At 65.3% G+C, this 13,753-nt stretch carries 13 protein-coding genes; 9 read left to right on the top strand and 4 right to left on the bottom strand.

Annotation, left to right across the window (positions count from 1 at the left end):
* Nucleotides 1–29 precede the first annotated feature (29 nt).
* Entirely contained in the window at nucleotides 30–626 is a 597-nt protein-coding gene (locus A5766_RS03585) for a M23 family metallopeptidase (protein WP_005204979.1), read from the bottom strand.
* Nucleotides 627–930: 304 nt separating this feature from the next.
* Between A5766_RS03585 and rpsB the strand changes: the two genes are divergently transcribed.
* The gene (gene rpsB, locus A5766_RS03580; protein ID WP_005204976.1) at nucleotides 931–1,767 is read left to right on the top strand and encodes a 30S ribosomal protein S2; all 837 of its coding nucleotides are present in this window, start codon (nucleotides 931–933) and stop codon (nucleotides 1,765–1,767) included.
* A gap of 98 nt (nucleotides 1,768–1,865) precedes the next feature.
* Nucleotides 1,866–2,690, top strand: coding sequence for a translation elongation factor Ts (gene tsf / locus A5766_RS03575; RefSeq protein WP_005204975.1), 825 nt, complete (start codon nucleotides 1,866–1,868; stop codon nucleotides 2,688–2,690).
* A 136-nt stretch (nucleotides 2,691–2,826) separates the two neighbouring features.
* On the opposite strand, the gene A5766_RS03570 is transcribed toward tsf, so the two are convergent.
* On the bottom strand, nucleotides 2,827–4,533 hold the full coding sequence (locus A5766_RS03570; protein WP_005204973.1) for a DHA2 family efflux MFS transporter permease subunit: 1,707 nt from the start codon (nucleotides 4,531–4,533) through the stop codon (nucleotides 2,827–2,829).
* A gap of 14 nt (nucleotides 4,534–4,547) precedes the next feature.
* The gene (locus tag A5766_RS03565; protein WP_005204971.1) at nucleotides 4,548–5,969 is read right to left on the bottom strand and encodes a condensation domain-containing protein; all 1,422 of its coding nucleotides are present in this window, start codon (nucleotides 5,967–5,969) and stop codon (nucleotides 4,548–4,550) included.
* 473 nt (nucleotides 5,970–6,442) lie between these two features.
* Between A5766_RS03565 and A5766_RS03560 the strand changes: the two genes are divergently transcribed.
* The 5 genes from A5766_RS03560 to A5766_RS03540 all read left to right on the top strand — a co-directional run bounded on the left by A5766_RS03560 (nucleotide 6,443) and on the right by A5766_RS03540 (nucleotide 10,959).
* The gene (locus A5766_RS03560) at nucleotides 6,443–7,501 is read left to right on the top strand and encodes an alpha/beta hydrolase (protein ID WP_231894535.1); all 1,059 of its coding nucleotides are present in this window, start codon (nucleotides 6,443–6,445) and stop codon (nucleotides 7,499–7,501) included.
* A gap of 50 nt (nucleotides 7,502–7,551) precedes the next feature.
* The gene (locus tag A5766_RS03555) at nucleotides 7,552–8,499 is read left to right on the top strand and encodes a glucosyl-3-phosphoglycerate synthase (RefSeq protein WP_064903487.1); all 948 of its coding nucleotides are present in this window, start codon (nucleotides 7,552–7,554) and stop codon (nucleotides 8,497–8,499) included.
* Nucleotides 8,500–8,659: 160 nt separating this feature from the next.
* Nucleotides 8,660–9,400, top strand: a complete 741-nt coding sequence (gene pyrH / locus A5766_RS03550) for a UMP kinase (protein ID WP_064903486.1) — start codon at nucleotides 8,660–8,662, stop codon at nucleotides 9,398–9,400.
* Nucleotides 9,401–9,478: 78 nt separating this feature from the next.
* Entirely contained in the window at nucleotides 9,479–10,036 is a 558-nt protein-coding gene (gene frr / locus A5766_RS03545; protein WP_005204967.1) for a ribosome recycling factor, read from the top strand.
* A 20-nt stretch (nucleotides 10,037–10,056) separates the two neighbouring features.
* Nucleotides 10,057–10,959: a phosphatidate cytidylyltransferase gene (locus tag A5766_RS03540; RefSeq protein WP_064864913.1), complete on the top strand. Its 903-nt coding sequence runs from the start codon at nucleotides 10,057–10,059 to the stop codon at nucleotides 10,957–10,959.
* A 43-nt stretch (nucleotides 10,960–11,002) separates the two neighbouring features.
* On the opposite strand, the gene A5766_RS03535 is transcribed toward A5766_RS03540, so the two are convergent.
* Nucleotides 11,003–11,605 carry a helix-turn-helix domain-containing protein gene (locus A5766_RS03535; protein ID WP_064862231.1) on the bottom strand — a complete coding sequence of 201 codons (603 nt, stop codon included), beginning with the start codon at nucleotides 11,603–11,605 and terminating at the stop codon, nucleotides 11,003–11,005.
* Between the two features lie 124 nt (nucleotides 11,606–11,729).
* Between A5766_RS03535 and A5766_RS03530 the strand changes: the two genes are divergently transcribed.
* Together A5766_RS03530 and A5766_RS03525 are read left to right on the top strand one after the other, a co-directional pair.
* A complete protein-coding gene (locus A5766_RS03530) occupies nucleotides 11,730–12,656 on the top strand; it encodes a metal-dependent hydrolase (protein WP_064862232.1) in 927 nt (308 codons plus the stop codon).
* The gene (locus A5766_RS03525) at nucleotides 12,653–13,744 is read left to right on the top strand and encodes a PDR/VanB family oxidoreductase (protein ID WP_064903452.1); all 1,092 of its coding nucleotides are present in this window, start codon (nucleotides 12,653–12,655) and stop codon (nucleotides 13,742–13,744) included. Before A5766_RS03530 ends, A5766_RS03525 begins: the two co-directional genes overlap by 4 nt.
* The last annotated feature ends 9 nt before the right edge of the window (nucleotides 13,745–13,753 follow it).

The following is a 13,753-nucleotide window of genomic DNA, read 5'->3' as shown; positions in this document are numbered from 1 at the left end:
CCGGGAGAATCCCGAAAAGCCTTGGCGCGTCAGCCGTCGAGCGGTTTGAGGCGCACCCGTACCGCGCCGAGTAGTCCGAGCGGGTCGACGTAGTCGGCGCTGCGCCCCGCGCCGCGTCGTGCGCCCCAATGCACGCAGGCGGTCGTCGGACATCCGGGGTGTCCGCCAAGCGCTGTCCCAATGGATGCCCCGCGACTCACACGATCTCCGCGCCGAACCGTGGGGCGGACCGGCTCGTAGGTGGTGATCAGGCCGTCGGCATGCTGGATCGACACCGTCGACTTGCCGCCGACCTCGCCCGCGAACCGGACCACCCCGTCGCCTGCCGCGAGAACCGGCGTGCCCTCGACGACGGCGAGGTCGACGCCACGGTGGCCCGCGTGCCACCGCTGATCCGGCTCGTCGAATCCGGTGACCACCGTCGGCTTGGGAGCGAGCGGCGCGGTGTAGGTGGGCGGACGGGCGGCGGCAAGCGATGGAACGCCCAGCAGAAGTGCGCTGGTCAGGGCGATGTCGGTGAGGACGACGAGCAGTCGTCGAACAATCGGGAGGCGCCCGGTTAGGTCGTCGGAGTGTGAGTTGGTCGGCTCGTCGTCGGTGGTCGTGTCGACTCTGTGGGTGTCCATGCCGACTCTGACGCGCGCGCGACGCGGAAAGCTCCCTTGCCGCGAAAGAATTCTTCAAAGGTGGGCCGTGCAGGAGGCGTTTTGGGTTCTGAACTGCGGCGGCGTAAGCTGATGGGGCATCTCATCCGCGGATGAGGTGACTTCGCGCGCCTGCATCAGGCAATGCACCACGGCGACCACGGTCGCGTGTGAGAGCCGACAAACTCGCGCGGGCGGTCCCGGACACCCGGGTCCGCGCGACGCAGGCGCCAGGATCGTCATCACCCGATGGCGATGTCAACTGCACACAAAGGACAGAAGACTCATGGCTGTCGTAACCATGAAGCAGCTGCTCGACAGCGGCGCACACTTCGGGCATCAGACCCGCCGTTGGAACCCGAAGATGAAGCGATTCATCTTCACCGACCGCAACGGCATCTACATCATCGATCTGCAGCAGACGCTGACCTACATCGACAAGGCCTACGAGTTCGTGAAGGAGACCGTCGCCCACGGCGGCACCATCCTGTTCGTCGGCACCAAGAAGCAGGCTCAGGAGTCGATCGCCGCTGAGGCCACCCGCGTCGGCATGCCCTACGTGAACCAGCGCTGGCTCGGCGGCATGCTCACCAACTTCCAGACCGTCCACAAGCGTCTGCAGCGTCTCAAGGAACTCGAGACCATGGAGCAGACCGGCGGTTTCGAGGGTCGCACCAAGAAAGAAATCCTGATGCTGACCCGCGAGAAGAACAAGCTCGAGCGGACACTCGGCGGTATCCGGGATATGGCCAAGGTGCCTTCTGCCATTTGGGTGGTGGACACCAACAAGGAGCACATTGCTGTCGGTGAGGCACGCAAGCTCAACATCCCGGTCATCGCGATCCTCGACACCAACTGCGATCCCGACCTCGTCGACTACCCGATCCCGGGTAACGACGACGCGATCCGCAGTGCTGCACTGCTCACCCGCGTCGTGGCTTCGGCCGTCGCCGAGGGTGTTCAGGCTCGCGCAGGCCAGGCATCCTCGGACGCCAAGCCCGACGCCGCCGCAGGCGAGCCGCTCGCCGAGTGGGAGCAGGAACTGCTGACCCAGGCTGCCGCACCGGCAGCAGAGGTTGCTGCCGAGGCTCCCGCCGCAACGGAGCCGCCCGCTACCGCCTGACGCGCGTAGCCGATAGCCACCGGCGGGTGCTCGCAGGATCCCTCCGGATTCTGCGAGCACCCGCACCGTTTAACCCACTTGAAGGAGGCTCGCCAACGATGGCGAACTACACCGCAGCCGATGTGAAGCGTCTCCGTGAGCTCACCGGTTCAGGCATGTTGGACTGCAAGAAGGCCCTCGAGAACAACGACGGCGACTTCGACAAGGCTGTCGAGGAACTCCGTATCAAGGGTGCCAAGGACGTGGGCAAGCGCGCAGAGCGCTCCACCGCCGAAGGCCTCGTCGCCGCCAAGGGTGGCGCGATGATCGAGCTCAACTCCGAGACAGACTTCGTCGCGAAGAACGCCGAGTTCCAGGCGCTCGCCGACCAGGTTCTCGATTCCGCTCTGGTCGCAAAGACCAGCGACATCGAGGAGCTCAAGGCAGCCAAGCTCGGTGACGGCACCGTCGCCGATGCCGTGCAGGCGCTCTCGGCCAAGATCGGCGAGAAGCTCGAACTGCGTCGTGTCGTCTACTACGACGGACCTGTCGCCGTGTACCTGCACAAGCGTGCATCCGACCTGCCTCCCGCCGTCGGCGTTCTCGTGTCCTACGACGGCGACGGCGATGCCGCTGCCGAGGCCGCGCGCAATGCCGCACAGCAGGTTGCCGCTCTCAAGGCGCGTTACGCCACTCGCGACGAGGTCCCCGCTGACGTCGTCGAGAACGAGCGTCGTATCGCCGAGGAGACCGCCAAGGCAGAAGGCAAGCCGGAGAAGGCTCTGCCGAAGATCGTCGAAGGCCGTCTGACCGGATTCTTCAAGGATTCGGTCCTCATCGACCAGCCGTTCGTGAAGGACTCCAAGAAGACCGTCAAGAACGTTCTCGACGAGGCGGGCGCCACCGTCAAGGCGTTCACCCGCTTCGAGGTCGGCCAGTCCTAAAGCACTGGCGCCAACTGAAGGCGTAAGGCACGACCACCACCGCCCGCATCCGAAATCGGATGCGGGCGTCGGGTTTCGTGAGCCGTCCTGCTTGTTGGTTGCGGCAGTCTTTTGGTTGCTACCCGACTGCTGGGCGCTACTGCGGCTGTTGGTCGCCACTGCGACGCCCGAGCGCGAGCGACAGTACAGCGATCACACAGCCGAGGATCGCGAGCACCCAGAGGGTCGCGCGGAATGCGCCCATGAAACTCTGTGCCGCGACGTGCCGGCCCGCTGTCTTGAGTTCCGGCGCCGCCTGCCTTGCGACAGTGGCGGCCACGCCCTGCTGGGCAGACCCCGACGTCGAGCAACCCGGTGCGGGAGTTTCGGGATGCGCCGAGCTCAGTTGAGCCGACGCGCAGTCGGCGAAACGGTCGGCCACCGCACCGCGGAACATCGGGTCGACGTCGGTGTTCTCGAGCGCTGCAGACAATCCGGCGCGCGCGGCGGGAACCGCCTCGACCGACTGGGCCGAGACCTGACCGAAGAAGAAGATCGTGACCACAGCCAGTCCGATCGAGGCGCCGATCTGCTGCACCGTCGGTACACAGCCCGACGCGGAGCCGATGTTCTGGTCGTTCGTGTCGGAGAGGATCGCCGTCTGCAGTGGAGCGATGAAGAATCCCGTGCCGATACCGCCGACGACGAGCGGCGCGATGACGGCCGCCACCGACAAGGACGCGGTCTGTGGCTCCAATTCTGCTGCGAGCCAGGCGAGTCCCGCCGACAAGATCAGGACACCGAGGCACAGTGTGCGTGCCGGCCCGAGCCGACGAACCACAAGCGGCGAACCGACGGAACCCGCGGCCGCCCCGATCGCGAATGGAAGTGCGAGCAGCCCGGTGCGCAACGCCGAATAGCCGAGGCCGAACTGGGTCGCGACCGACACCGTGAAAAAGAACCCCGCGAAGACGCTGAAGAACAGCAGCGAGAGAAGCAGCCCCACGGAGAATCGTCGAGACGCGAAGAGATCGAGTCGGAGCAGGGGAGCGCCTCCGCTGCGGAGCAGACGACGTTCGACGACGACGAACAGGCCCAACAGGACCACTGCCGCACCCATCATGGCCCACAGACGCGGTGGCCAGTTCTGCTCGCGGCCCACCGCCAGCGGGTAGAGCAGCAGGAACAGGCCGGCGGTCGACAGCGCCACACCGACCAGATCGAGCCGCGGCGGGTCGGCGTCGCGCATCTGCGGAAGTCGACGGCCCGCGAGCACGCATGCCACGATGCCGATCGGAACATTGACGAAGAAGATCGCGCGCCATCCCCAACCGAACAGATCCCCGGTCACCAGGAGTCCGCCGAGGACCGGTCCCAACATGGCGGCCAGTCCCGCGACCGCGCCGTAGATGCCGAAGACCGCGCCGTGGCGCGACTTGGGGAACAACGCAGCGATCAGCGCCAACGTCTGTGCCGACATCAGCGCTGCGCTCATGCCCTGGGCGCCGCGGCAGATGATCAGCTCGAGCGGGCTGCGGGCCAGGCCGCACAGCACGGACGTGACCGTGAACGCGACCATCGCGAAGATGAACATGCGACGTCGACCGAGGCGACCACCCAGCGTCGCAGCAGTCAGGAGCGTGCATGCGAAGGCCAGCGTGTACACGCTCAGGACGAACAACTGCTCCGACGTCGACGCGCCGAGGTCGACGGTGAGGTCGGGGAGCGCGATGTTGACGATCGTCGTGTCCAGCATCTGCATGAACACGCCGAGGAGGCACCCTGCCAGCGCGAGCCACGCGGCCCGTGTCGGTGTGTCGGGTGCCGCATTCGACGACACCACAGGGGTGGTGTTGGCAGCCACGCGGCTACGACCGATCAGTTCGCGGCGGCTGGTTCGGGCCGGTAATCGCCCTGGTCGGCCACTGCTCGCATGATCTTCTTGACCTTCTCGGTGTAGAGCGCGAGCGAGTCGCGGCCCTCGTCGGTGTCGGGGAACAGGAAGGTCATCGACGTCTGATCGTTGAACCTGTTGACCCACATGAAGACCTCTTCGCTACTGCCGCGATTGCCGTAGAGACAGCCGTTGATGGCATCGAAGAGGTCGACTCCGGGAAGCTTGCGGACGTCGATGTAGGAGAACATCGGCACCGTCCACCCCACGGGGATGTCGACGGCGTCGTCGTCGGAGACCAACTGCGCGACCCGGTGCAGCGACACGTCGGTCAGATCCTTGCCAGCCTTGTAGCTCTGTCCTGCCAGGGCTGCGACATCGGTGAAGTTGGCACCGGGCGCGACCGCGATCGGCACGGGAATGAGGCTGGTGAACCATCCGACGGAGTTCAGTTCGGGACCGACGGCACGGGTGCTCTTCGGTGTCATCGCGAGATACTCTGCGGCACCGGTGAACTCGCAGTACGCAATGGCGGCCACCGCGAGGAGCCCCGCGGTCATGTTGGCGCCGTTCTCCTTGCAGATCTTCTCGAATCGTTGAGCGGCCGACTCGTCGAAGACGCTCTCCGTCAGATGCCCACTGCGTGTATAGCCCTCGGATTCCGTGCCCAGCGGCAGTGGGAAGTGTGGTAGTTCGCCATCATTGTTCCGGATCAATTCGATCCACCGGCGCACCTCGGGTGACTGCGCGGTCAGGTCGCGAGAGACGCTGCGCTCATGCTCGCAGTAACGGAGATAGCTACCTATCTCGGGAACCGGGTTCTTGAGTCCGAATGCTTCATTGGAATACAGGGTGATCAGTTCGACGCATGTCAGCGCCTGCGAAATACCGTCGGTATTGAGATGGTCGACGGCTGCGTAGAGGGTAAAGCCGCCATCCCATTCGATTGTTCCGAATGTGAAACAGTTCCAGTGAAATGGACCCGGTGTGATGTCCGAAATGAGAGCCCGGATCTCTTCTGCCGTCCCGACGGTGCCGTGGTCGGTCGCCGACAGCTCGACGATCTCGGGATCGACGACGTGCCGGGCGATCGATCCGTCCTTCTCCGCCGAGAACCAGGAGAGGTAGGTGTCGTGTCTGCGCAGGAACGTCGTGACCGCACGCTCGAGTGCGCCTCGATCAAGAGGCGTCTGGAAGTCGAAGGCTTCCAGACAAAGTCGCGAGAAACGGAATCCGGCGGACTCGTTGCGCAGTGCGGCTTTAAGGTATTCCTCTTGCTGATGTGACGCGGGTACCGGATGAACTGGTGCCTGTGCTCCTGCGGCGATTGCCTCGGGGGAGAGTGTCCAGCTCGTCACCGTTCCTACGCGGGGCTGCCACTCATCGATCAGGCCGAACTTGACCATCAGGTAATACCTCAATTCACTCTGGCGGTGGATGAGTGTGGACCCCGATTTCCCCTCACCTCACGACGGAAAATGACACGTCATGCAATATTGCAGCGACGGTACCGTAACAGGCTAATTGCCGCAATTGGCGGGGTGGCCTCGCGCGGGCAGTGAAAACCGTTGTCAGTCAAGTGAACTGAAGTGGGTCAAAAGACCAACACGTACATTTTCGCGACCGTGGGTATTGGGTCAAAAGACCAACTTTCCGGTCTTTCTTCAATTGGTGGACAACCAGTTATCGCGTACGGCACACTGCCGCATCGGGGGTCCTTCGCCGCTTATTTCGTGATCACAGATGTTCCGACTGCGAAGCGGGTGTCACGCGCGGGGCGAGGTGAAAGTCGGGTCGTGTCGATTCGAGTCGCGAGCGTGTGCATGGCCGGCGGCGATGGTCGCGGTACGTGTCAGATGGTGAATGTGGGGAGATTCGAGTGAAGTCAGCAAGGCTGAACGTCGACGTGGCGGCGTGTCGTGGCAGGGCGCGCAGCAGACGCGCCCTGCGCACATGTGTCGTCGCGATCGCGTCCGCGGCGTGTGCGCTCAGTGGCGCCGTTGTCGCGGGGCCGGAGGCGGCGGCCGAGCCGGGCGGAGCCCGCATCGTGTCGGAGAACGTCGTTGCCCCGACGGAGATCGACGTCGAGGTGGCTTCGCCTGCGATGCGACGTTCGGTTCCGGTGAAAGTCATTCCCGCACGTAGCGGCGCGGCAGCTCCCACGCTCTACCTACTCAACGGCGCCGCGGGCGGCGACGGTGGCAGTAGCTGGTTCGACCAGACCGATATCCGAACTTTCTTTGCGCACGAGGATGTGAACGTGGTCGTGCCGATGGGCGGTGCGGCGAGCTACTTCACCGATTGGCAGCGCACCGATCCCAAGCTGGGTGTGCAGAAATGGGCCACCTTCCTCACCGAAGAGCTTCCCTCGGTCGTCGACAAGCGGTTCAACGGCAACGGCCGCAATGCCATCGCCGGGATATCCATGGCCGGTACATCGGTGTTCCAGCTGTCGCTGCACGCGCCGACGCTGTATCGCGCACTCGGGTCGTTCAGCGGTTGTGCCCAGACCAGCGATCCGGCAGGCCAGGCGGCGGTTCGGTTGGTCGTGGAAGGCCGCGGTGGGGGCAACACGGTGAATATGTGGGGTCCGCCGACGGCTCCGGCGTGGCGCGACAACGATCCCTACCTGCACGTCGAGCAGTTCCGGGGCAAGTCTGTCTACGTCTCCAACGGTTCGGGGGTGCCCGGTCGCTACGACACGATCAACGGTCCCGGCATCGACGGCAACGGGCAGAAGCTCGCCGAGCAGGTCGCTGTCGGTGCGGTCATCGAGACGGCAACCGACCAGTGTTCGCGGAACCTGGAGCGGCGGATGCGCGAGTTGGGCGTGCCCGCGACGTTCCATTTCTATGAGGGCGGTACACACGCCTGGCCGTACTGGCAGGACGAGCTGCACCGGGCATGGCCGCAGTTCAAGGCGGCGCTGACGCGATGAGCGGGCATCACGCGGTCAACGCGGCGTCGGATGCCGACGCTGCGTCGTCGATGACGATTTCGACGTCGGAGGGGTCGGCCACCTGGCTGGAGTCCAACACGTGGGAACGTCCTGGTTTCTCGGTCGAGGAGCTCGTCGAAGCGAAAGCCGGGCGGACGATCTCCGTCGTCCTGCCCGCACTCAACGAAGAACGGACGGTCGGCAGCGTCGTCGAAGCCATCCTGCCGTTGGTCGGCACGCTGGTCGATGAGCTCGTCGTGGTCGACTCCGGGTCCACCGATTCGACGATCGAGGTCGCGCGTGCGGCCGGAGCAAGGGTGGAGACGCGGGAGTCCGCACTCGAGAGCATCCCGGTTGCCGACGGGAAGGGTGAGGTGCTGTGGCGTTCGTTGGCGACGACGACCGGCGACCTCGTCGCGTTCGTCGACAGCGACCTCGTCGACCCGGATCCGACGTATGTGCCCAAGCTGGTCGGACCACTACTCACCACGCCCGACCTGCAGCTGGTGAAGGGCTACTACCGGCGTCCTCTCATGGGCGTCGACGGGGTCGATCCGTCAGGCGGGGGACGGGTCACCGAGCTCACCGTACGGCCGCTGATCGCGGCATTGTGTCCGCAACTGTGCGGGTTGATACAGCCGCTCGCGGGTGAGTACGCCGCGACACGGGAACTGCTGACCTCCATTCCTTTCGCCCCCGGCTACGGCGTCGAGATCGGAATCGTGCTCGACACCCTTGCCCGCCACGGCATCGATGCCATCGGTCAGGTCAACCTCGGGCTGCGGATACATCGCAATCGTCCCCTTCACGAACTGGGGCCGATGTCGCGTCAGATCGTCGCAGCATTCCTGTCGCGAGTGGGTATCGCGGATTCCGGGAGCCCCCTCGTCGCGTTCGTGATGGAGGGCGACGGCGTGCACAGTCCACGTCGGTCGTATCCGGTCCTCGACGACAGGCCTGCGCTACGGAGCCTGTTCGCGGCCGCTCATCGCCGCTGAGCTGCTCCTTCGCCTCCACGTCACTCTGTGTTGACCTGTCGTGCCCGCGTCGGCAGGGGCCGAGTCGCGCCCTACCGGAGTGTCGATCGGCGACCGCGATCACGAGGACCGCGACGTCCCCATAAGATGGACGAGGCGAACCGACGAGTTGAGGATGTTGATGAGCGAAACCCCCGAGTCCCAGGAATCCGCACGACCGGGCTACCACCGCGTACTGCTGAAGCTCGGCGGCGAGATGTTCGGGGGTGGTCAGGTCGGTCTCGATCCCGACGTGCTGAGCACCGTCGCAGATCAGATCGCCGAGGTGGTCAATTCGGGCGTCCAGGTCGCGGTCGTCATCGGTGGAGGCAACTTCTTCCGAGGTGCCGAACTCCAGCAACGCGGCCTCGACCGTGCCCGATCCGACTACATGGGCATGTTGGGCACGGTGATGAACTGCCTCGCCCTTCAGGACTTCCTGGAGAAGCGCGGGATCAGCACCCGCGTGCAGACGGCGATCACGATGGGCCAGGTCGCTGAGCCCTACCTCCCGCTGCGTGCCCAGCGCCACCTCGAAAAGGGTCGCGTTGTGATCTTCGGTGCCGGCATGGGCATGCCGTACTTCTCGACGGACACGACCGCTGCTCAGCGTGCGCTGGAGATCAAGGCAGAGGTCGTGCTCATGGCGAAGGCTGTCGACGGTGTGTACAGCGACGACCCGCGGACCAACCCCGACGCGACGCTGTATCGCGAGGTCACCCACCGCGAGGTACTCGACAAGGAGCTCAAGGTCGCCGACGCGACCGCGTTCAGTCTCTGTATGGACAACAAGATGCCGATGCTCGTGTTCAATCTCTTGGAGAAGGGAAACATCGCGCGTGCGGTGGCCGGCGAGCGTATTGGCACACTGGTCAGCACATAGGCCGACGGGGCCAACCCCCGACGCGGCGAGCGCGGTACGGACGAGAACCGGCAACAACGACGAGGACCAGGAACCGACATGATTGACGACGCATTGTTCGACGCCGAGGAGAAGATGGAGAAGGCTGTCGGCGTGGCGCGCGAGGACATGGGGTCCATCCGGACCGGTCGCGCGAATCCCTCGATGTTCAACAAGATCCACATCGAGTACTACGGCGCTCTGACCCCCGTCACCCAGGTCGCGTCGATCACGACTCCGGAAGCCCGACTGGTCGTCATCAAGCCGTACGAGCCGTCGAGTCTGCGTGACATCGAGACCGCGATCCGCAATTCCGACCTCGGCGTGAACCCGACCAACGACGGAAACCTGATCCGCGTCGCCATTCCGCAGCTGACCGAGGATCGCCGCAAGGAGCTCGTGAAGCAGGCGAAGGGCAAGGGCGAGGACGCCAAGGTCGCGATCCGCAACATCCGCCGCAAAACCGTCGACGAGCTCAAGCGCATCCAGAAGGACGGCGAGGCGGGCGAGGACGAGGTGTCGCGCGCCGAGAAGGAGCTCGACAAGACGACCGCAGGCTATGTGCACCAGGTTGACGAGCTGGTCAAGCACAAGGAATCCGAATTGCTCGAGGTGTGACCGAGGAGCCGACACATCCCATGTCCGACGATTCAGCGACGAATCACGACGACGACGGCAGTACAGCCGAGGCGGATAAGACGACCACCGAGGCGGAGCCGAAGAAGTCGCGCGCGGGGCGTGATCTCCCGGCAGCCCTCGGGGTCGGGTTCTCCCTGGGCATCGGGATCATTCTGATCCTGCTGTTCGCACCGAAACTCTGGTATGTCGTCGTCGCGGTGGCCTTCGCGATCGCGACGTGGGAGGTGGCCAAACGCCTGCGTGACGGCGGTTACGACGTTGCGTTGCCGCCGCTGCTCGTCGGCGGGCAGGCGATCATCTGGTCGAGCTGGCCGTGGGGGACGACCGGCGTCCTGGTGGCGTTCGTGGGCACGCTCCTGGTGCTGATGGTGTGGATGTTGTTGGCGCAGGGCATCAACCACGCGCCGGTGAACTATCTGAAGAACCTCTCGGTGAGCGTGCTGGTGCTCGCCTGGCTGCCTCTGCTGGCGTCGTTCGGCGCGATGATGGTCGTCCAGGACCACGGCGCCGCTCGCGTCGCCACCCTGATGGTTGTCGTGGTCTGCTCCGATGTCGGCGGTTACGCGGCCGGGGTGCTCTTCGGCAAGCATCCGATGGCACCGGCAATCAGTCCGAAGAAGTCGTGGGAGGGCCTCGGGGGTTCGCTGGTTGTCGGCACCGCGGGTGCGATCGGCTGTGTGGTGGGGCTGCTCGACAGCCAGTGGTGGATCGGACTGATCCTCGGGCCTGTTCTCGTGGTCTGCGCGACGCTCGGCGATCTGGTCGAGTCCCAGATCAAACGCGACCTCGGCATCAAGGACATGGGCACGCTGTTGCCGGGACACGGCGGGATCATGGATCGCCTCGACTCGCTGCTTCCCTCGGCATTCATCGTGTGGTGCGTGCTCACCGCACTGCTCTGACCGCCTCCGCCGCAACGTCGTGTCAGTGGTCCACGGGGGCCTTTCAGCCCGGGCCGGCGATCGCGAGTAGGTGGTCGCGCGCGAATTTCTCGACGTCGTCGTAGTTCGCCAGCGGCACGCGCACCTCGGGTGTCAGCAGGATGGAATGTGTGATGCGCACCAGAATCTCCGCGCGTGACGCCAACTCGTCGTCGTCGAGCGCGACGTCAGGGGTGCGCAGGATGTCGGCGGTTGCCTCCACGGCGGCGGCGAGGATGAACGATCCGTTGAGCGTCAACTGTTCGAGCACCGACGCGGGCTCGAGCTCGAGGAGCCGATTCCACACCGGGTTGCCTCGTACGGTCGTCACCGTGGTCGCGAATGCGGTGACCACTCTGTCGGCGTAGGTATCCGCGGCGTCGGCTGCGGCGCGTACGTCGGCGAACAGGCGCGTTGCCTCGCGGATCAGGACCGCGGTCAGCACCTCGTTGCGCCCGCCGATCCGGCGGTAGACGGTGACACGTCCGACGCCCGCTCGCTTGGCGATGTCGTCGACCGTGGCACGACGGATCCCGATATCGGCGAAGACGTCGAGCGCGGCGTCGAGAATCGGGTCGGATGCGGCGTCGACGCCCGCCCCTGCGGTGAACAGACCGGGTACGGACATGGTGTCAGCGTAAACGACGTCCGGCTATTGAAACACTGAAGCAAGATGTGTTTCACTGTTCGCGTCAGGGAGGTGACGTGACTCACGTAGTCGTCGCCCCGAGTTGGCACGAGGAGGAGGGTCCGTGACGCACGCACAGCCACAGGAGCAGGCGCACGAGCAGGCATACCGGGCGCGCACACGCGAGTACGACGAGGAGGCGTTGGCGATCAACGCTCGTCCCGTTCGATTCGACTGGAGCGGAGTGCCGCTGGAGTACATCCCCGGCGAGCCGTACGCGACGCACTTCTGGAACGTCATGCACCTCGTCCTGCCCGAGGGGGAGCGAGCCATGGCCGACGTGTTCGCGCAGGCGCTTGTGCTGATCGACGACCCTCGACTACGGGAGGAGGTCGTCGGATTCGTCGGTCAGGAGGCCACGCACGCGTCGTCGCATGAGGGGTTCCGAAAGTACCTGATCGCCAACGGGGTCGAGATCGGGCCCGTCATGGCACGCATCGAATTCGCGGTCGAGAAGATCTTCGGCGATCACGGCATCACCGACGGCCGCGCGAGCAGGGCGTGGCTGTCGGAGCGCCTCGGAATCTACGCGGCAGCAGAGCATTTCACCGCGGTGGTGGGTGAGTGGCTGCTCGACAACACGGCCTTCGACGACGTCGGCGTCGATCCCACCATGCTCGATTTGCTCCGGTGGCACGGTGCGGAAGAACTCGAGCATCGAAACGTCGCGTTCGATGCATTCCAGTACGTCGACGGCGGCTACTTTCGTCGTGCGCGCACCGCACTGATCGCCTCGACAGGGCTTGCCGCACTGTGGTTTTCGACTGCGGCGTACCTCTATCGCAACGACGCGACCATCGCTCGACGCCGCCCGTGGCCGGTGGCGTTCGCGCTTGCGGCACGTCGGCACATGATTCCCGGAATCTCGTTCCTGTTCGAGCAGATCTACCTGTACCTCCGCCCGGGGTTCCATCCGTCGAGCATGGGCGATATCGACAAAGCCGTTCGCTACCTGGCGATCTCACCGGCGGCGCGGGCGGCGGAGCAGTGAACTATCTTCCACCACCCACCACAGACGTCGACAATCCGACGCCGGTCCTGCGTGAGATCCACCGGTTGGCGCGGGGCTATTCTCGCGTGTTCGCGCAGGCGCGTCTCGCCGACCGACTCTCGCGGCCGAATCCGGTGCGGCGGGTCGGATTCGACATGCGACTCGACGTGGTCGAGAGTGTCGAGGCGGTCGACGGGGTGCGCCTGGTCACCCTCGCCCGACCTGACCGATCAGCCCTGCCCGTGTGGAGTCCCGGCGCACACATCGACGTGTTCACCCCGTCCGACCGGCAGCGCCACTACTCGCTCACCGGCGATCCCGCCGACACCACCACCTATCGAATCGCGGTGCGGCGCATACCCGACGGGCTCGGTTCGGCGGAGATGCATGTGCTGCGAGCTGACGATCAGTTGCGGATCCGGGGACCGCGCAACGCATTCAACTTCGCCGCCACCGCACGATGTCTCTTCGTTGCGGGCGGGATCGGCATCACCCCGATCCTCCCGATGGTCCGCGAAGCACACGCGCGCGGTCTCGACTGGCAGCTCGTCTACACCGGCAGGTCGCGGGCGACGATGCCCTTCCTCGACGAACTGCTCGCGCTCGATCGCGACCGGGTGCGTATTCACGCCGACGACGTCGACGGCCCGCCCGACATGGCCGACCTCCTCGGCGTGGGCATCGGGAGTGGCAGTGCCAGCGACACCGCGCCGATCTACCTGTGCGGACCGTCGAGCATGCTCGCCGCGACGCGACGCCTCGTGGTGCAGCACGATCCCGGGCGCGAACTACACAGCGAAAGGTTCAGTCCGCCACCGGTTGTCGACGGCGGGCCGTTCCGGATCGACTTCGCCTCGGGCGGCTCGGTCGATGTGGCCGCAGACGAGAGCGCCCTCGCGGCGATCCGCCGCGTGCGACCCGACGTGCGCTACTCGTGCCAGCAGGGCTTCTGCGGGGCGTGTCGCGTGCGGGTGCTCGCCGGCGCCGTCGAGCACCACGACCGCGTACTGATCGGTGACGAACGCGACGATTCGATGATGATCTGCGTCTCGCGCGCAGCAGACGACCACGCTGTCGTCGACCTCTAGGAGGAACCA

Origin of the sequence: Gordonia sp. 852002-51296_SCH5728562-b, from assembly GCF_001665475.1 — a bacterium.
Lineage (GTDB): Bacteria > Actinomycetota > Actinomycetes > Mycobacteriales > Mycobacteriaceae > Gordonia > Gordonia sputi.
This window is presented reverse-complemented; position numbering and strand designations above follow the sequence as displayed.

Bases quoted from the DNA above. Each gene is read 5' to 3' on its own strand.
- tsf (WP_005204975.1), top strand. From the start codon at position 1,866: ATGGCGAACTACACCGCAGCCGATGTGAAGCGTCTCCGTGAGCTCACC.
- A5766_RS03540 (WP_064864913.1), top strand. From the start codon at position 10,057: ATGTCCGACGATTCAGCGACGAATCACGACGACGACGGCAGTACAGCC.
- A5766_RS03585 (WP_005204979.1), bottom strand. From the start codon at position 626: ATGGACACCCACAGAGTCGACACGACCACCGACGACGAGCCGACCAAC.
- A5766_RS03555 (WP_064903487.1), top strand. From the start codon at position 7,552: ATGACGATTTCGACGTCGGAGGGGTCGGCCACCTGGCTGGAGTCCAAC.
- A5766_RS03565 (WP_005204971.1), bottom strand. From the start codon at position 5,969: ATGGTCAAGTTCGGCCTGATCGATGAGTGGCAGCCCCGCGTAGGAACG.
- rpsB (WP_005204976.1), top strand. From the start codon at position 931: ATGGCTGTCGTAACCATGAAGCAGCTGCTCGACAGCGGCGCACACTTC.
- pyrH (WP_064903486.1), top strand. From the start codon at position 8,660: ATGAGCGAAACCCCCGAGTCCCAGGAATCCGCACGACCGGGCTACCAC.
- A5766_RS03535 (WP_064862231.1), bottom strand. From the start codon at position 11,605: ATGTCCGTACCCGGTCTGTTCACCGCAGGGGCGGGCGTCGACGCCGCA.
- frr (WP_005204967.1), top strand. From the start codon at position 9,479: ATGATTGACGACGCATTGTTCGACGCCGAGGAGAAGATGGAGAAGGCT.